The organism is Pseudomonas sp. Marseille-P9899 (assembly GCF_903166565.1).
Lineage (GTDB): Bacteria > Pseudomonadota > Gammaproteobacteria > Pseudomonadales > Pseudomonadaceae > Aquipseudomonas > Aquipseudomonas huaxiensis.
On the sequence record NZ_CAESCG010000002.1, the window covers coordinates 1130326 to 1148054 of the forward strand.

Here is a 17729-nt window from a genome sequence, read left to right on the forward strand (position 1 = left end):
ATAATGGGCGACGCATTAAAGCACACTCGGGCAGCCTGTGCCCGAGCGGCGAACGGCGGATCGTGCGGGTTTCAGACGTGTGCCGGGGCGCGTGAGGTCGACCACAGCCCCACCAGCAGCAACAGCACGGCGGCGACCAGGTACGGCAGGCGCGGATCGAGGCTGTAGATCAAGGTCCCGGCCAGCGGACCGATCACCACGCCGAAGCCCTGTACGGCGCCGACGGAGCCGGCGGTGGCGCCTTGTTCAGAGGCGTCCACGGCGTTCGCCGCCAGCGCCGCGAAGGCCGGGAACACCCAGCCCATGCCCGCCGCGCTGACGAAGAAACCGAGCGCCAGCACCAGGCTGCTTGTGGCGAAGGCGCTGGCGATAAAGCCCAGGGCCGAGATGCTGGCGCCGACGCGAATCATCCGCAGCGGCGGCCATTGCAGCTTGCGCACCAGCAATTGCGAGCAGATCAGCGCTGCGCCGACCATGGTCAAGGCAATACCGGCGGCCTGCGCCGCGTCGCCCGGCTCGAGGCCCAGGCAGTCGAGGGCGAAGAAGCCGACGGTGATCTGCGCCAGGGACACGCAGAGCATGGCGACGAAGGCCACCACCAGCGGCCGGCGCAGGCGCGGGTCGGTTATCCGCACGCTGCGCGGAGCCTGGGCCAGGTGCAACTCCTGGCGCTTGAGCTTGAACCGCAGCACCAGCAGGGCCAGCAGCGGCAGGATCGCCATGGCGTACATCGGCAGGCTCAGGCTGTGGCGGGCGAGCAGGGCGGCGATGGCCGGGCCGAGCACCAGGCCGACGGCGTTGGCGGCGCCGAGGGACGCCATGGCTTTGGCGCGGTTCTGCGGCGCGACGTTATCGGCGATCAGCGCGTTGCTGCCTACCGGCAGGGCGGCGTAGAACGCACCGATGGCGCCGCGACCGATGACCATGCCGGCGAACGCGATCGAGGCGGGCGGCAGCCAGCGCAGGGCGCCGTCGATGAACAGGCATAGCGCCCAGTAGGAGAGGGTGAAACCGCCGGCGCCCAGCAGCAGGATCCGGCGCCGGCCATAGCGGTCGCTGGCGCGGCCCCAAGGGCGGGCGAGGAGCATCCAGATCACCCCGGACACCGTCATCGCCGCGCCTGCCTGCCAGGGGGCGAGGTCGAGTACGCGAGCGATCGGGCCGATCAGCGAGACGAAGGCCATCATGGCGATGGTGCAGGCCATGTGGGCGAAGAGCAGGGGACGGATATCGAAGGCGGTGTGCTGCGCAGGAGGGACCTGGGCGGTGGTCATAAGCAGTCCGGGGCTGGTTTCGTGGTGGCACATTGTGCCCCGGCCTGCTGTACATCTTGAAGATAAAACCCGTATTTACGCTTTTTCTTCCCTCACCACAGCGCCACGGTGTACCCGAGGATCAGCCGGTTTTCATCGATATCGCTGGTCAATCCGCCGCTGGAACGGAAGGTGGCATTGCGCAGGCGCACGCTGAAATTCTTCAGCGGGCCGTCCTGCACCACGTAGGCGACATCGGTGTCGCGCTCCCATTCCTTGCCGCCGCTGACCGTCGCCGTCTCGATGTTCTTGCCGTTGACGTAGCGGGTCATGAAGCTCAGGCCGGGCAGGCCGAAGGCGGCGAAGTTGTAGTCGTAGCGCGCTTGCCAGGCGTCGGTCTCGGCCTTGGTGAAGACGTTCACCGTGACCAGGTTGACCGAGTACGGGTCCAGTCCCGGGTAGGCGAAATCGCCGTCGCCGGAGAGGTTCTGGTAACCCAGGCCGAATTTGTGTGCGCCCACGCCCAGGGTCAGCATGCCGTTGAAGAAGCGGTTGTCGATCTTGCCGCCATCCACCCGGCGCGCCGAGCGCAAGGCGTCATTGCCGGTTTCGCGGGTGTCGAAGTAGCGCAGGTCGCTGCGCAGGTTGATGCCGTCGGCCAATGGCAGGTCGTGCACCAGGCCGGCGTAGTGCTGGCGGTAGATGTCCTGCATCTGCGCGTAGTAATAGCTCACCGCCAGGCGCGGGGTCAGGGCGTAGGTGCCGCCGGCCAGGTCCAGGTGACTGCTCTCGACGCCGGCGTAGCTCATCTCGTCGTTGCTGGAGGAGTCGCGCAGGTTCTGCTTTTCCAGGCGGCCGATGTTGAAGGTCAGGCCGTCGATGTCCTGGGAGGTGACCAAGCCGCCGGTGTAGGTCGAGGGCAGCAGGCGCACGTCGTTGATCGCCGCGACCGGCAGCATCGGTTGCAGGGTGCCGAGCTTGAGGGTGGTCTTGCTGATGCGCGCCTTGGCGGTCAGGCCCAGCTCGCTGAAATCATCCACCGGCTCCTGGCTGGCGCCGAAGGGCAGCAGGCCGGTGCCACGGCGGTCACGGCTGGAGTCGAGCTTCACGCCCAGCTCGCCGAGGGCATCGAGGCCAAAGCCGACAGTGCCTTCGGTAAAGCCTGACTCCATACGCAGAATGAAACCCTGGGCCCATTCCCGGGCCTGGCTTTGCGGCGCGTTGCTCTGACGGAAATCGCGGCTGAAATAGAAATTGCGTGCTTCCAGGCTGCCTTTGCTGTCCTTGATGAAATCGGCATGGGCGAGGTACGGGGCGAGCGTGGCGCACAGGCCGGCGCTGGCCGCGGTGAGGCGACGGGGGAGGGACATGGACTTCATACCTTTTGTTTTTGTTTTGGTGCGTTCGTTATGGCGTTGTAAGGCCGGGCCCTGGGTCGCGGGCTTGGCATATAGTTAACATATTATCTTTCTGGCAATAAAGTCCTTTTGCTGCGCTTGCGAATAAAATTAAGATATTAACGTTAGGCCGCTTTCTTCCCTGATTTCGGAGTCCCGATGACCCACACTGCCAATCCGGTCCGGCTGATCGTCTTGCTCGCCGCGCTGGTGGCGTTCGCGCCGCTGTCCATCGACACCTACCTGCCCAGCCTGCCGATGATCGCCAGCGATCTGGGCGCCGATGCCGCCAGCGTGCAACTGACCATCAGCCTGTTCCTCGCCGGCCTGTGCCTGGGCATGCTGATCTACGGGCCGCTGTCGGACCGCTATGGTCGGCGCCCGCTGTTGCTGGGCGGCATGGTTCTGTACCTGGTGGCGACGGTGGGCTGCATGTTCGCCAGCTCCGTGGAGCAATTGGTGGTCTGGCGCTTTTTCCAGGCCCTCGGCGGCGCGGCGGCTGCGGTGCTGGCGCGGGCCATCGTGCGTGACTTGTTCGCCCTCAGCGAGGCGGCGCGGGTGTTGTCGCTGATGCACCTGGTGACCATGCTCGCGACCCTGGTGGCGCCGTTGCTGGGCAGTCTGCTGATGGAGATCAATGGCTGGCGCACGGTGTTTTTCGGCCTGCTGGTGTTCGCCACGCTGTGCCTGGTCACCGCGGCCTGGAAGATCGGTGAAACCCATGCCCCGGACATGCGCGGCGATTCACTGGCCAAGGCCTTCAGCGCTTACTGGCAGATCGCCCGGCAGCCGGTGGCGCTGGCCTACATCCTCTGCATGGGCCTGGCGTTTGGCGGGATGTTCGCGTTCATCACCGCGTCGCCCTTCGTGTACATGGAGTATTTCGGCGTGTCGCCGAGCGGGTACGCCTGGCTGTTCGGCTTGAACGTGGTGGGGATCATCGTCGTCACCCTGATCAACGCGCGGATGGTCAGCCGCGTCGGGCCGTTGCGGATGCTGTCGGTAGGGGCGGCGCTGGGCGGTGTTGCGGCGCTGTGGTTGCTGGCGATTGGCCTTAGTGGCTGGGGCGGGCTGGCGGCGATCGTGGCGGGGGGGATCGTCTACGTGAGCATCACCCGCCTGATGGGGGCCCAATGCGTCGCCAGCCTGCTGGCGTTGTACCGCGTCAGGCCGGCGCGGCGGCGGGGTTGGCGGTGGCGTGCCAGTTCGCCCTCGGCGCGGCGTTCAGTGCCGTGGTCAGTGCCCTGGCTGACGGCACCCCGGCACCGATGTGCCTGGCGCTGGCGGCTGCGGGCTTCGGTTGTCTGGCGTGTTTTGCCGCCATTGCCGTGCGAAGCAAGGCGCAAGCCTTGAAGCAGGCGACCTGATGGCCGTGTGAAGAAGCCGCGCTCTGTTGTCGCAAGCGTCCATACTCAGTGAAGCCGGGCCGTTTGCTACAAGCCCGGCCACCTGTTACAAACAGGTGCGAGACCCGCGCGTGCGGCGTTCACAACAGCGGTGCCACAGTCGTTCGCAGGCACCGAACAGCATGGAATTCAGCATGGCCCAAAGACAGGTAATCAATGCTTCGGTCGCCCCGAAAGGGAGTCTGGAGACGCTTTCCCAACGTGAAGTCCAACAATTGAGCCAGGCCGGCTCGGGCAGTATCTACACCCTCTTCCGCCAGTGCGCCCTGGCCATCCTCAATACCGGCGCCCATGTCGACAATGCCAAGACCATCCTCGACGCCTACAAGGACTTCGAGGTCCGTATTCATCAGCAGGACCGCGGCGTACGCCTTGAACTGCTCAACGCCCCGGCGGATGCCTTCGTCGATGGCGAAATGATTGCCAGCACCCGCGAAATGCTCTTCTGCGCCCTGCGCGACATCGTCTACACCGAGAGCGAGCTGGACCGCCTGAAGATCGACCTGGAAAACTCCCAGGGCATCACCGACTACGTGTTCCAGTTGCTGCGCAACGCGCGCACCCTGCGTTCGGGCGTCGAGCCCAAGCTGGTCGTGTGCTGGGGCGGTCACTCCATCAGCAGCGAGGAATACCAGTACACCAAGAAGGTCGGCCACGAGCTGGGCCTGCGCAAGCTGGACATCTGCACCGGCTGCGGCCCTGGCGTGATGAAGGGGCCGATGAAAGGCGCCACCATCGCCCATGCCAAGCAGCGCATGAGCAGCGGCCGCTACCTGGGCCTGACCGAGCCGGGAATCATCGCCGCCGAGGCGCCGAACCCGATCGTCAATGAGCTGGTGATCCTGCCGGACATCGAGAAACGCCTGGAAGCCTTCGTCCGCGTCGGCCACGGCATCATCATCTTCCCCGGCGGCGCCGGCACCGCCGAGGAGTTCCTTTACCTGCTGGGCATCCTGATGCACCCGGACAACCGCGAACTGCCGTTCCCGGTCATCCTCACCGGGCCGCGCAGTGCCGAGCCGTACCTGCAACAGTTGCATGACTTCGTCGGCGCGACCCTCGGCGAAGCGGCGCAGGGGCTGTACCAGATCATCATCGACGACCCGGCGCAGGTCGCCCGGCAGATGACCGAGAGCCTCAAGGCGGTGAAGCTGTTCCGCCGCGAGCGCAACGACGCGTTCCACTTCAACTGGCTGTTGAAAATCGAGGAGGGCTTCCAGCGTCCGTTCGATCCCACCCACGCCAACATGGCCAGCCTGCAACTGCGCCTCGACCTGCCGCCGCATGAGCTGGCGGCCAACCTGCGTCGGGCGTTCTCCGGCATCGTCGCCGGCAACGTCAAGGACAAGGGCATCCGCCTGATCGAAGAGCATGGGCCGTACGAGATTCACGGCGATGCGGCGATCATGCAGCCGCTGGATCGGCTGTTGCAGGCGTTTGTCGAGCAGCATCGGATGAAGCTGCCGGGGGGGGCGGCGTATGTGCCGTGTTACCGGGTTGTAGCCTGATCTGCTGAAACCTCATTGCTGGCGGCGTTGCGCCTGCCAGCGATGAGGTGTTTCAAGGGTTCAGATGAAGTCCCCGTCAGCCAGCAACAGCAGGCTGCCGTCTTCTTGTTCCTTCACCAGCCCGCTGGCCAGCAACAGCGGCTTCAGGCGGACCTGCAGGCGCGCTTCGACGAAGGTCTTGAGGTTCTCAATATCAAGGCTGCCACCAGGCAACTCTTCCTTGTGGTACGACAGCCAGGCTTTTTTCAGCACGCCCAGCACGTCGGCCGCGGTGGTCGTGGCAAAACGCCGATGCAGCGGAATGCCGTTGAACTCGAAGCTGTGGGCGAAGGCGTAGGCGCTTTCGTCGTTCGCGCTTTCCTTGCAGCGGGCGCAGGTGCATTTGCCGTCGCCGAAGGCGTTGTTCAGGTAGGTGTTGAAGTCCACCACGGGCTTCAGGTTCAGGCGTTTGTCGACGTCGAACAGGTCACCGGTCAATTTGGCTTCGGCACTCAAGGTCATCTCCTTACGGCATGCAGTCATTCAGCCCGGCACGATACCAGCGCGGGCAGCGGCGTGCTCGGTTTCGTGATGGCTGGCGATGCCGCGGGAACCGGCCCGCACGTCGGGACACGGGCTTTTGCGCCCATCCTGGCTTATCCTGTGCGGCCGTTTATTCCGCTCACGGAGCACTTTCAGCATGAAGAAATACACCGCCACCGTAACCATCAGCGCCGAGCAGCGCGATGACGTCGAGGCTGTCGAGAACGCCGGCGTGCAAATCTCCCTGGAGGCGGTGACGGAAACGCTGAAGAAGGTGCATTTCAATGGCGCTCTGGCTGCTCCTGAGAGCCCCACGCACATCTGCGTGACCCTCGATAACGGCCTGACCTACTACGGCGAAATCGTCAACGGTCATGCCGAGCTGGAATACGGCTGGATCGCCTTCGAGTCGGACATGCTGACCCCCGACGAACTGGGCCTCTAAACACAGCCCAGGCATCACCCGGATAGTCGCGGACAGGTTCCGCGATTATTTTTTCATCCGCCTGCATCCAATTGGCGTTCTGCCAGGTAGTTCAGACAGCAGCCTCATGCTGCCTGACCGATCATCCTGACTGGAGTCACGCCTTATGAACCGCCAATCCCGCTTCGCACTGGCCGCCGCTGCGCTTGCCGCGTCCAGCCTCCTGCTCGGTTCCGCTGCTCACGCCGCCAGCGCGCTGCCCGACAGCATCAAGGTGCCGGACGGCCACAAGGTGGCGCTGGAAACCGTCGGCGTCGGCGAAATTACGTACGAATGCCGCGACAAGGCTGACAAGCCCGGGCAGACCGAATGGACCTTCGTCGGTCCCAAGGCCGTGCTCAATGACCGCAGCGGCAAGGCCATCGGCGACTACTTCGGCCCACCCGCCACCTGGCAGGCGAAGGATGGTTCGAAAGTCACTGGTACCCAGTTGGCGGTGGCGCCTTCCAGTCCGGGCAACCTGCCGTACCAACTGGTCAAGGCCAACCCGGCCGAAGGCGCCGGCGCCATGACCGGCGTGACCTACATCCAGCGCGTGGCGCTCAAGGGCGGCGTGGCGCCAGGCAGCGCCTGCACCACGGCCGACAAGGGCAAGCAGGAGAAGGTGAGTTATCAGGCGGACTATATTTTCTGGACCGCCCGATAAGACGCGGTTGACCGTTCGGCGGTGGTCTACGCTGCTAGCGTCAACCACCCGTCGACGGCAAGCCCTGTGACCTTACCCCTGACCTCGTTCGACCATGAAGCCCACCTGGCGGCTTGCGCACGCGGCGACCGCCAGGCGCTGCAGCGCCTGTACGAAGAGGAGGGCGCGCGGTTGCTGGGCGTTGCCCGGCGCCTGCTCAAGGACACTGCGTTGGCCGAAGACGTGGTGCACGACGCCTTTATCCGCATCTGGACCCGCGCCGCCACCTTCGACCCGACCCGCGGCAGTGCCCGTGGCTGGATGTTCAGCATCACCCGGCATCTGGCGCTGGACTTTCTTCGTCGCCGGGAGCGGGATGTGCCATTGGATGATGAGCCCGAGCCGGATGACAGCGCCGTCGAAGTGGACGGCCCGCTGCGCAGCGGGCGCATGGCCGCTTGCCTGGAACAATTGGAACCTGTACGCCGGGCCTGCCTGGTCCACGCGTATGTCGATGGTTTTTCCCACGCCGAGATCGCCCGCACGTTCGGGGCGCCGCTGGGCACGGTGAAGGCCTGGGTCAAACGCAGCCTGGCTGCCTTGCGCGAGTGCATGGGATGACGACCGGCGACCTCGACGACAGCAGCGAATCAAGCCCCGACGACAGTGACGCCCTGGCCGCTGAATATGTCCTCGGCACGCTGCCGTTCGACCAGCGTCAGGCCGTCGCCCGACGCCTGGAACACGATGTGCCGTTGCGCGAAGCGGTCGATGCCTGGGAGCACCGCTTGCAGGCGCTGCAGGTGCAGGCCCCGGCGCAGACACCGTCTTCATACCTGTGGCAACGCATTGAGCGCAGCGTTGGCGATCTGCCGTCGTCGCTGTCTGCCGCCCGTCCCGAGCGCTGGTGGCAGCGCCCGACACCCTGGCGCTGGGCGTCGGTGGCGGGTCTGGCGGCCAGCCTGTTGCTGGCGGTGTTGCTGGTGCGCGAACCACCCGCGGCAACGCCGACCTACCTGGTGGTGTTGGTCGCGCCGCAGGACAAATCGCCCGGCTGGGTCGTGCAGGCGAGCAATCACCGCACCGTGCAATTGATTCCGTTGGGCATGGCCGAAGTGCCGGCGGACAAGGCGCTGGAGTTCTGGACCAAGGCCGATGGCTGGAGCGGCCCGGTGTCGCTGGGCCTGATCGCGCCGGGGCAGACCGTGGAAGTGCCGCTGGATGCCTTGCCGCCGCTGCAGGACAACCAGCTTTTCGAGTTGACCCTGGAAAGCCCGACCGGCTCGGCCAGCGGCAAGCCTAGCGGGCCGGTTCAGTTCATCGGTCGTGCAGTGAAGGTGCTCTGAATTTGCACCACTTTGTGACACTGCAAAAAAAATGCACTGAAACAGCACTTTTTTGAATTTGAGCTGACGGTCAGATTTCCTCAGACTGCCGGGCAATCTTTCCATCTCCAAGGAAGGAGCCCTTTGCGTATTGCCCCCTCGCGATACAAAGTCCGTCCGCTGTTGGACGGGCTTCTTTTCTTCAAACAGGTGCCTGGTCCGTCACATGTCTAACCGTGGTCTCAACTGGTTCGATCGCTTCATTCCGGCCGCTTTGCATATTCCCCCTCAAGAATGGTTCCGCGCCGCGATCGGTGCGCTGCTGGCGCTGGTCGTAGCGGGTAGCGTCTGTAGCTACCTGTTCGGTAGCGCAGCGACGCTGCACCTGATGGCGCCGCTGGCGGCCTCGACGGTGTTGTTGTTTGCCGTGCACTCCGGCGCGCTGTCGCAGCCCTGGCCGTTTCTGGGCAGTTACGTGTGCGCGGCGGCGGTGGGGATCAGCCTGCATCACTGGTTCGGTCCGGGCCTGATGGTGGCGAGTGCGGCGCTGCTGCTGGTGATTTTGCTGATGTGCCTGCTGCGCTGCCTGCATCCGCCGGGCGCGGCGCTGGCGGTGAGCCTGGCGCTGGCCGATCCGTCGCTGGCAGCGATGGGCGTCAAGGTGATCGAGCCAGTGATGCTCAATGCCCTGATCGTGCTGGCGCTGGCCGTGCTGTACAACCGCCTGACCGGCGTGCGCTACCCGAAAATCAACGCGCCACGCAAAGCCACTCATGCCACCGCTGACCAGCCGGCCAGCGAGCGCGTCGGGGTCAGCCCGAGCGATCTGGACCAGGCACTGGAAGACATCGGCGAGTTCGTCGACGTGACCCGCAACGACCTCGAACGGATCATCCTCGCCACCCAGCGCCACGCGGTGCAGCGCAGCCTCGGCGGGATCACCGCGGCGCAGGTGATGTCCCGCGACGTGCAGTTCGCCACGCCCGACACCACGCTGGAACGAGCCTGGAAACAACTCGCCAGTCACCACCTGAAAAACCTGCCGGTGCTGGATGACAGCGGGAAACTGGCGGGCATCATCAGCCTCAGCGATCTGGTCGCGCCGGCCATGGCCGCGACCCGTTTCAGCTGGCGCGCGCTGTTTGGCCGGCAGAAACCGGTGCGCCTGGCGCAGATCATGAGCGAGCCGGTGATCACCGTCGACAGCGAGCGTCAGGCCGTCGAACTGATCCCGCTGCTCTGTGACCAGGGCTTGCATTGCCTGCCGGTGTTGGAGAACGGCAAGGTGGTGGGCGTGGTCACCCAGACCGACCTGATCGCCGCGCTGAGCCAGCACCTGCTGGCGCAGGAGCGGCTGGCCGAGGCGGCCTGAGTCAGATCAGCGGATCCCAGCGCTGCGACCAGTCGCTATCACCTGCCACCACCTGGCGCAGCAGTTCGAACGCCTGCTGCAGCACTTGCGAGTCCCGCTCCCGTGGATAGACCAGCCAGGTGGGGTAGGGGAACTCCGGCGCCTGCGGCACCCGTTCCAGCACCCCGCGGTCCAGGTAACTCTGCACCACCCGCGTGCGGAAATAGCCGCTGCCACCGTGTTCCAGAATGAACTGCAAAGCCAGCGGGCCGAGGTTGAAACTCAGGGCCGGGCGGGTCAGTTCCGGCAGGGCTTCATCATGCAGGCGGCGGAAGGTATCGCCCCAGTCGATGTAGACGTAGGGCTCCGGCTTTCTCCGCAGTTGGATGCGGATCAGCTTTTCTTCCAGCAACTGTTCGACTTGCAGGCCGGGGCTGTAGATCGGCTGGTAGAGCAGCGCCGCGTCGAGCGTGCCCATCTCCAGTTTGCGCAGCAGGGCGGCGCTTTCGCCGACTTCACTGCGGATGGCGTGGCTGGGTAGCTGTTCGTGCAGCACCCGCACCCAGTCCAGCACCAGCGGGTTGCACAGGCTGACTTCGCCGCCGATACGCAGCACCTCGCGGCAACCGTCCGGCAGCGGCAGGTCGCGGCGGGCCGATTCCCAGGTTTGCAGCAGTTGATTGGCATAGGGCACGAAGGCCTCGCCATTGCTGGTCAGGCTGGCGCCGTTGCGGCTGCGGATGAAGAGCTGGCAGTCCAGTTGCTGTTCGAGTTTCTGCACTCGCGCGCTGATGGCGGTCTGGGTGACGTGCAGGTGTTCGGCGGCAGCGACGAGGCTGCCGCTGCGCACGATTTCGAGGAAGGTTCGGGCCAGCTCGATGTCCATGGGGCACCAGATTGGGGGCGAGCTGGCCATTCTACCCTGTGGGAGCGAGCTTGCTCGCGAACGGCGGCGAAGCCGTCGTAAATCCTGTTAATTCTGGTGCCCCGCGACGGTTCGGCGCCCCGGCAAGTGCGCCCCCAGACTCAAGGCTGGGCGGCGTGGATCAGTAGCGAATCATCACCGACTTCAGCTCGGTGTAATCCTCGATGAACGCGCCACCGAATTCACGCCCGACACCCGAGGCCTTGATCCCGCCAAACGGCACCGCCGGGTCCAGCAGGGTGTGCATGTTCACCCACAAGGTGCCGGCCTGGACCCGTGGAATCAGGCGCATCGCCTTGCCCAGGTCGTTGGTCCAGAGGCTGGCACTGAGACCGTAGGGGCTGTCGTTCATCAGCGCGATCAGTTCCTCTTCGTCGTCGTAGGCGAGGAAGGTCGCCACCGGGCCGAAGGTTTCTTCGGTCATCAGGCTGTCCTTCGCCGAGTTGGCCAGAATCACGGTCGGCTCGACATAGCAGCCCGGGCCGTCGATCAGCTTGCCGCCATGGAGAATGGTGCTGCCTTCGGCGCGGGCCTTGGCGAACAGCTGGCCGAGCTTGGCCTGGTGCTGCTTGTTGGTCACCGGGCCGAACTCGCTGGCTTCATCCAGCGGCGAGCCGATCTTCAACTGGCTCAGGCGCTCGCTCAGGCGGCGGGTGACCGCGTCGATCTGCGAGCGGTGCACGTAGAAGCGCTCGGCAGCGGCGCAGATCTGCCCGGAGTGCAGGAAGCCCGCTTCGATGATGCCGTTGACCGCGGTTTCCACATCCACGTCCGGCAGGAAGCCCGCAGCGTTCTTGCCGCCCAGCTCCAGGGTGGCGCGGGTCAGGTTGGCGGCCATGGCGGTCTGGCCCACGGCGAGGCCAGTGGGTACCGAGCCGGTGAAGGAGACTTTGTCGGTGTGCGGGTGCTCGATCAGCGCCTTGCCGACGCCGCCGGCACCGGTCACCACGTTGAGCACGCCCGCCGGCAGGCCGGCGTCGATCGCCAGTTCAGCGATGCGCAGGATGGTCAGCGGGGTGAATTCGCTGGGTTTGATGATCACGCTGCAGCCGGTGACCAGCGCCGAGGCCAGTTTCCAGATGGCGATCATGGTGGAGAAGTTCCACGGCACGATGCCCACCACCACGCCGATCGGCTCGCGCAGGGTGAAGGCGGTGTAGCGTTCGCCGTTGAACGAGGGCAGCGACGGGGTGATGGTCTGGCCGCTGATCTTGGTTGCCCAGCCGGCGTAGTAGCGCAGGAAGTGGGCGGCCTGGGCGACTTCGAAGTGGCGCGAAATCTGGATCAGCTTGCCGGACTGGCAGGTTTCGATCTGGGCCAGTTCTTCAGCGTTCTGTTCGATCAGGTCGGCCAGTTTCAGCAGCACGCTGCCGCGCACCGCCGGTGCGGCCTGCGACCACTGGGCGAAGCCCGCGCGGGAAGAGGCTACGGCGCTGTCGATGTCGTGCTGGTTGGCTTCGCCGACGCGGCTGATGACTTCGCCGCTGGACGGGTCGATCACGTCCAGGTGACGGCCGCTGCCGGAGGCCTGCGCGCGGCCATCGATGAACAGGCCGTGGTCACGCTGGAAGAACGCCTGGACGGCAGGCAGGAGAGAAATGGTCATGAGGTGTACCTGTGCAAATAGGCAAAGCCGGCACCCTAGCGCAGGCTCGCGCGGGTGACTTGACTGAGCCTGCCAGCCCTACATGACCGGGTCTGCCAGCGCGTTCTGCGGTTGTCCGACGGCGGGGCATGGTTGGCCATGGAAAGTACAATTTTGTCTCTGGAAGGTGCATTTTCAGCGTGGCGGACGCCTCCCATACTGGCCCCGAATCCGCAGCGGCCTGTGTAGTCACCAGGCCCGATGGACATCCAATAATAAGCAGGGCCACTCATGAAAAAGCCAAACCCGCTGCTCGAAGACCTCAAGTCGGTACTGCCGACCATCGCCGCCAATGCCTCCCGTGCCGAAAAAGACCGCATGGTCCCCGCCGAGAACATCGCCCTGCTCAAGGGGATCGGCCTGCACCGCGCGTTCCTGCCTAAGCCTTACGGCGGCATGGAGATCTCCCTGCCGGAATTCACCGATTGCATCGCACTGCTGGCCGGCGCCTGTGCCAGCACTGCCTGGGCCATGAGCCTGCTGTGCACCCATAACCATCAACTGGCGACGTTCCCTGCCAAGCTGCAGGAAGAAATCTGGGGCGTGAACCCGGACCACACCGCCAGCAGCAGCATCGCGCCGTTCGGTCGCGTCGAAGAGGTCGAAGGCGGCCTGCTGTTCAGCGGCGAAATGGGCTGGAGCAGCGGTTGCGACCACGCCGAGTGGGCCATCGTCGGCTGCCGCCGCGCCAATGCCGAAGGCACCCAGGACTACTGCTTCGCTGTGCTGCCGCGCAGCGACTACGAAATCCGTGACGACTGGTTCGCCGCCGGCATGAAAGGCAGCGGCACCAAGACCCTGATCATCGACAAAGCCTTCGTCCCCGAGCATCGCATCCAGAAAGCCAAGGACATGATGGAAGGCAAGTCCGCAGGCTTCGGTCTGTACCCGGACAGCAAGATTTTCTACTCCCCGTACCGCCCGTACTTTGCCGTGGGCTTCGCCACCATCAGCCTGGGCATCGCCGAGCGCATGCTCGAAGCTTTCCGCGAGAAGACCAAGAACCGCGTGCGCGCCTACACCGGTGTCAGCGTCGGTGCCGCGACCCCGGCGCTGATGCGCCTGGCCGAGTCGACCCACCAGGTCGCCGCCGCCCGTGCCTTCCTCGCAAAAACCTGGCAGGACCACGCCGACCACGGCGCCCGCAAGCAATACCCGGACCGCGAGACCCTGGCGTTCTGGCGTACCAATCAGGCTTACGCGGTGAAGATGTGCATCCAGGCCGTGGATCGTCTGTACGAAGCTGCCGGCGGCACCTCGTGGTTCGAGAGCAACGAGCTGCAGCGCCTGTGGCGTGACTCGCACATGACCGGTGCGCATGCCTACACCGACTACGACGTCTGCGCGCAGATTCTGGGTCGCGAGTTGATGGGCCTTGAGCCTGATCCGAGCATGGTCTGACGCTCGATCTTCTCTCTCACATAAAAACAAATCACGGTTGCCCGTTGCGGGCAGCCGGGGAGTCTTGCATGTCCAATGAAACCGTTGCGGCCTTCGACAGCCGTGCCTTCCGCCGCGCCCTGGGCAACTTCGCCACCGGCGTTACCGTGGTCACCGCCGATGATGGCGCCGGCAACAAGGTCGGCGTTACCGCCAACAGCTTCAACTCGGTGTCCCTCGATCCGGCGCTGATCCTCTGGAGCCTCGACAAGCGTTCCACGAGCCTTGCGACCTTCGAGGCGGCCAGCCATTTCGCGGTGAATATTCTCGCCGCTGACCAGATCGACCTGTCCAACAACTTCGCCAAGCCGCGGGATGATCGTTTCGCCGGCATTGCACACGAAGCGGGTGCGGGCGGGGCGCCGATCCTGCTGGACTGCTCGGCCAACTTTCAGTGCGAGAAGTACCAGATCCTCGACGGTGGCGATCACTGGATCATGATCGGCAAGGTGGTGGCGTTCGAAGATTGCGGGCGTTCGCCGTTGCTGTATCACCAGGGCGCGTATTCCATGGTCCTCCCGCACCCCCGCATGACCCGCCGCGAAGAAGGCCAGCCACCGAGCAGCAACTTCCAGGGGCGCCTGAGCCACAACCTGTACTACCTGATGACCCAGGCCCTGCGTGCTTATCAGACCAGCTACCAGCCACGACAACTGTCCAGCGGCCTGCGCACCAGCGAAGCGCGGATGCTGATGGTGTTGGAGAACGATGCCGGTTTGAGCCTCACTGACCTGCAACGCGAAGTGGCGATGCCCGCGCGGGAAATCGATGAAGCCGTGGCCAACCTGACCCGCAAGGGCCTGGTCAGCGGTAGCGAGGAGGGCGGCAATGTGCGCCTGACCGTAGGCGGCATCGACCAGACCGAAGCGCTGTGGACCATCGCTCGCGAGCAGCAGGACACGGTGTTTGGCGAGTTCAGCGAAGAGCAGATCGAGACGTTCAAGACGGTGCTCAAGGCTGTGATTCGCGGTTGAATCTTGAGGGTCTTATCGCTGGTTTTCCCAGCGATAAGACCCTCAAGTGAGTTACTGAAACCCAATCCCTCACAAACCCGAGGGTGTCATTTCGCTTCTGAATTGTTATGTTATTACATCAATAATTCAGGAGCCCCCATGAACTACCCCATTGGAAGGTTGTACCTCGGCCTGTCTGCCGGCCTGCTGAGCCTGCCTGCGACGGCGCAGGACACGGTGTTGCTCGACGCCGTCAGCGTCACCGAGCGCCGCATCGAAGAGCGCGCCGACGGCCCGGTGCAAGGCTATCGCGCTACCCGCTCGGCCACCGCGACCAAGACCGACACCGATATCCGCGACACCCCGCAAGCCATTAGCGTGGTGCCGGCGCAGGTGCTCGAAGACCTCAACAGCACCCGCATCGACCGCGCCCTGGATTTCGCCGGTGGTGTTTCGCGGCAGAACAACTTCGGCGGCCTGACCTTCCTCAACTACAGCGTGCGCGGCTTCACCACGGGCGAGTTGTACAAGAACGGCTTCGCCATCAACCGCGGCAGCTACAGCGCGCCAGACACCTCGACCATCGAGCGCATCGAAGTGCTCAAGGGCCCGGCCGCCAGTCTCTACGGCCGTGGCGATCCGGGCGGGCTGGTGAATATCGTCAGCAAGAAGCCCCAGGCCGATGCCTTCACCACCTTCAAGGCCAGCGCCGGCAGTTGGGATCGCTACCGCAGCAGCCTGGACGTGAACACCCCGCTGAGCGACGACGGCAGTCTGCTGTCGCGGGTCAACCTGGCGGTTGAAGACAACGGCAGCTTCCGTGACCACGTGGACGGCCGCCGCAAGATCGTCAGCCCGTCGCTGAGCTGGCAACTGAGTCCCGACACCCTGTTGTCCCTCGACAGCGAATTCTCTCGCACCGAATCCGTGTTCGACCGTGGCATTCCGGCGGTGAACAACGAGCTGGGCCCGGTCGCCCGTTCCACCTTCATCGGCGAGCCCAGCGACGGTCGCATCCGCAACGACAACCAGACCCTCGACCTGGCGCTGGAGCATCACCTCAACGACAGTTGGAAGCTGCGTCTGGCCAACCACTACACCCAGGGCACGCTGCGCGGAAACAGCTCGGAGCCGTCGCGGGTGGTGGGCAGCCAGATCAGCCGCTTCTACCGCGAACGCAATTTCGAGTGGAACGACAACATCACCCAGGCCGAGCTGCACGGCCAGTTCGACCTTGCCGGCTGGCAGCACCAAAGCCTGATCGGCCTGGAGTACGAGAACTACCGCAACAGCCAGAAATACCCGCAGAGCGTCACCGGCTTCGGCTATGGCCTGGATATTTTCAATCCGGTCTATGGCCAGCCGAAGCCTGCGCTGGTCAACCCCAACGACTTCTTCGAGCGCACGGAAAGCTATGCGTTGAACCTGCAAGACCAGATCGCCTTCACCGAGCGCCTGCGCGGGCTGGTGGGTGTGCGCCTGGAGCGGATCGAGCAGACCGCACAGAACCGCGCCACTGGCGTCAGCAACCGTCAGGAAAAGGACGTCGCCACGCCGCGCCTGGGCCTGCTCTACCAGCTCACGCCCGAGGTCGGCGTTTTCGCCAACGCCTCCACATCGTTCAAGCCCAATAGCATGGGCACCCGGGGCCAGGTCTACAAACCGGAGAAGGGCATCGGCTACGAGACCGGGCTCAAGCTGGATCTGTTCGACAGCCGGCTCGGCGCCACGCTGGCGCTGTTCCATATCGACAAGGAAAACGTCATCACCACCGACGCCTTTGGCGACAGCATCGCCGCCGGCAAGGCCCGCAGCCAGGGTGTGGACCTGCAGTTCAGCGGCCAACTCAGCGATGCAGTACGGGTGATTGGCGCTTACGCCTACATCGACGCCGAAGTGACCAAGGGCGACGCGGCCCTGCCCAAGGGCAGCGACTTGCTCGGCATTCCCCGGCACAGTGGCAGTCTGATGGCGGTGTATGAGTTTCAGGATGGGGCGCTGCGGGGCTCGGATGTCGGCGCTTCGGCCAATTATGTCGGCGAACGTTCTGGTCAGGCGGGTAGCAGCTTCCGTCTGCCGGCCTACAGCACCGTTGACCTGCTGGCCCATTACAAGGCGAGCGAGCAGCTCACCTTGGGCTTGAACTTGAACAACCTGTTTGACCGCAAGTATTACGAGCGGGGGTATAACGCGGCGTGGAACATGCCGGGGGACCCGCGCAACCTCAGCCTGAGCCTGGCGTTCAGTCTTTGAGGTGAGGCTGAGGGCCCCAAAACCATCCAGCACGAGATGGCTGTCCAAGCCCGGCATTTCTGTCGACCTTGAGGATGCCTGAATGTGAGATTCAGGCCAGCCAGAAACAAGGTGCTGGATGGATCTGGGGCCGCTGTGCGGCCCATCGCGGCTAACGGCCGCTACACGGTTCTGCGTCATGGCTGTGGGATGTGTAAATGCCTATGCAGCGATAGGGCTCGCGGAATCACCCCACCGGCGTACACAACTCCACCAGAATCCCCGCCGGGCAACGCACCCAGGACACGGTCTGGCCCCACGGCTTGGTCTGCGGTGCCTTCAGCTCCACCGCTCCGGCAGACAACGCCCTGGCATGCGCCGCCGCCACATCATCGGTCAGCAGGGCAATCTCCATTCCCAGTGGCCGCTGGCTTTCGCTGGCGGCCAGCACGCCGCCGTCGAAATTCGCCTTGCCCAGTTCCAGCGAGGCGAACGCCAGAGTGGTCGGCCCGGTGTCCAGTTCGCCGTAGTCGCCACCTTCATGCAGAAAGCGCCGGGTCAGGCCGAAGGCGGTTTCGAAGAAGGCCAGCGAGGCCGGTACGTCAGCCACATAGGCGATGGTGTAGCCGAGTTTCATAAGGATCTTCCTTGAGTCGGTAAGAA

The 17729-nt window shown here is 64.6% G+C and carries 16 protein-coding genes; 10 read left to right on the plus strand and 6 right to left on the minus strand.

Features of this window, described 5'->3' with window-relative positions:
• Positions 1-71: 71 nt before the first annotated feature.
• Together HWV67_RS14520 and HWV67_RS14525 are read right to left on the minus strand one after the other, a co-directional pair.
• Positions 72-1274, minus strand: a complete 1203-nt coding sequence (locus HWV67_RS14520) for an MFS transporter (protein WP_175651714.1) — start codon at positions 1272-1274, stop codon at positions 72-74.
• A gap of 92 nt (positions 1275-1366) precedes the next feature.
• Positions 1367-2623: an OprD family porin gene (locus HWV67_RS14525; RefSeq protein WP_175651715.1), complete on the minus strand. Its 1257-nt coding sequence runs from the start codon at positions 2621-2623 to the stop codon at positions 1367-1369.
• Between the two features lie 186 nt (positions 2624-2809).
• On the opposite strand from HWV67_RS14525, the gene HWV67_RS14530 reads away from it, so the two are divergent.
• Together HWV67_RS14530 and ppnN are read left to right on the plus strand one after the other, a co-directional pair.
• Positions 2810-4003: a multidrug effflux MFS transporter gene (locus tag HWV67_RS14530; protein ID WP_306167782.1), complete on the plus strand. Its 1194-nt coding sequence runs from the start codon at positions 2810-2812 to the stop codon at positions 4001-4003.
• Between the two features lie 187 nt (positions 4004-4190).
• Complete coding sequence (gene ppnN / locus HWV67_RS14535) at positions 4191-5564, plus strand: nucleotide 5'-monophosphate nucleosidase PpnN (RefSeq protein WP_175651716.1); 1374 nt, start codon at positions 4191-4193, stop codon at positions 5562-5564.
• Positions 5565-5624: 60 nt separating this feature from the next.
• Here the strand turns inward: ppnN and HWV67_RS14540 are convergent, their stop codons facing one another.
• Positions 5625-6065: a hypothetical protein gene (locus tag HWV67_RS14540; RefSeq protein WP_371929310.1), complete on the minus strand. Its 441-nt coding sequence runs from the start codon at positions 6063-6065 to the stop codon at positions 5625-5627.
• 178 nt (positions 6066-6243) lie between these two features.
• Here HWV67_RS14540 and HWV67_RS14545 point away from each other — a divergent pair, with 178 nt between their 5' ends.
• The 5 genes from HWV67_RS14545 to HWV67_RS14565 all read left to right on the plus strand — a co-directional run bounded on the left by HWV67_RS14545 (position 6244) and on the right by HWV67_RS14565 (position 9892).
• Positions 6244-6531 (plus strand): hypothetical protein, encoded by a 288-nt coding sequence (locus HWV67_RS14545; protein WP_175651718.1) that lies wholly within the window; start codon positions 6244-6246, stop codon positions 6529-6531.
• Between the two features lie 145 nt (positions 6532-6676).
• Positions 6677-7216 (plus strand): DUF3455 domain-containing protein, encoded by a 540-nt coding sequence (locus HWV67_RS14550; protein WP_175651719.1) that lies wholly within the window; start codon positions 6677-6679, stop codon positions 7214-7216.
• 66 nt (positions 7217-7282) lie between these two features.
• Positions 7283-7816, plus strand: coding sequence for a sigma-70 family RNA polymerase sigma factor (locus HWV67_RS14555; protein ID WP_175651720.1), 534 nt, complete (start codon positions 7283-7285; stop codon positions 7814-7816).
• The gene (locus HWV67_RS14560) at positions 7813-8541 is read left to right on the plus strand and encodes an anti-sigma factor (RefSeq protein WP_175651721.1); all 729 of its coding nucleotides are present in this window, start codon (positions 7813-7815) and stop codon (positions 8539-8541) included. Before HWV67_RS14555 ends, HWV67_RS14560 begins: the two co-directional genes overlap by 4 nt.
• Before the next feature lie 205 nt (positions 8542-8746).
• Positions 8747-9892, plus strand: coding sequence for an HPP family protein (locus HWV67_RS14565; RefSeq protein ID WP_175651722.1), 1146 nt, complete (start codon positions 8747-8749; stop codon positions 9890-9892).
• Between the two features lies 1 nt (position 9893).
• On the opposite strand, the gene HWV67_RS14570 is transcribed toward HWV67_RS14565, so the two are convergent.
• Together HWV67_RS14570 and HWV67_RS14575 are read right to left on the minus strand one after the other, a co-directional pair.
• Complete coding sequence (locus HWV67_RS14570) at positions 9894-10757, minus strand: LysR family transcriptional regulator (protein WP_175651723.1); 864 nt, start codon at positions 10755-10757, stop codon at positions 9894-9896.
• A 160-nt stretch (positions 10758-10917) separates the two neighbouring features.
• The gene (locus HWV67_RS14575; protein WP_175651724.1) at positions 10918-12402 is read right to left on the minus strand and encodes an aldehyde dehydrogenase family protein; all 1485 of its coding nucleotides are present in this window, start codon (positions 12400-12402) and stop codon (positions 10918-10920) included.
• A gap of 270 nt (positions 12403-12672) precedes the next feature.
• Here HWV67_RS14575 and HWV67_RS14580 point away from each other — a divergent pair, with 270 nt between their 5' ends.
• The 3 genes from HWV67_RS14580 (at position 12673) to HWV67_RS14590 (ending at position 17087) form a co-directional block, all read left to right on the plus strand.
• Positions 12673-13842, plus strand: coding sequence for a p-hydroxyphenylacetate 3-hydroxylase oxygenase component (locus tag HWV67_RS14580; protein ID WP_175651725.1), 1170 nt, complete (start codon positions 12673-12675; stop codon positions 13840-13842).
• 68 nt (positions 13843-13910) lie between these two features.
• Positions 13911-14855: a p-hydroxyphenylacetate 3-hydroxylase reductase component gene (locus HWV67_RS14585; RefSeq protein WP_175651726.1), complete on the plus strand. Its 945-nt coding sequence runs from the start codon at positions 13911-13913 to the stop codon at positions 14853-14855.
• A 138-nt stretch (positions 14856-14993) separates the two neighbouring features.
• Complete coding sequence (locus HWV67_RS14590) at positions 14994-17087, plus strand: TonB-dependent siderophore receptor (protein WP_175651727.1); 2094 nt, start codon at positions 14994-14996, stop codon at positions 17085-17087.
• Positions 17088-17313: 226 nt separating this feature from the next.
• Here the strand turns inward: HWV67_RS14590 and HWV67_RS14595 are convergent, their stop codons facing one another.
• Positions 17314-17703 (minus strand): VOC family protein, encoded by a 390-nt coding sequence (locus HWV67_RS14595; protein WP_175651728.1) that lies wholly within the window; start codon positions 17701-17703, stop codon positions 17314-17316.
• Positions 17704-17729: the final 26 nt, after the last annotated feature.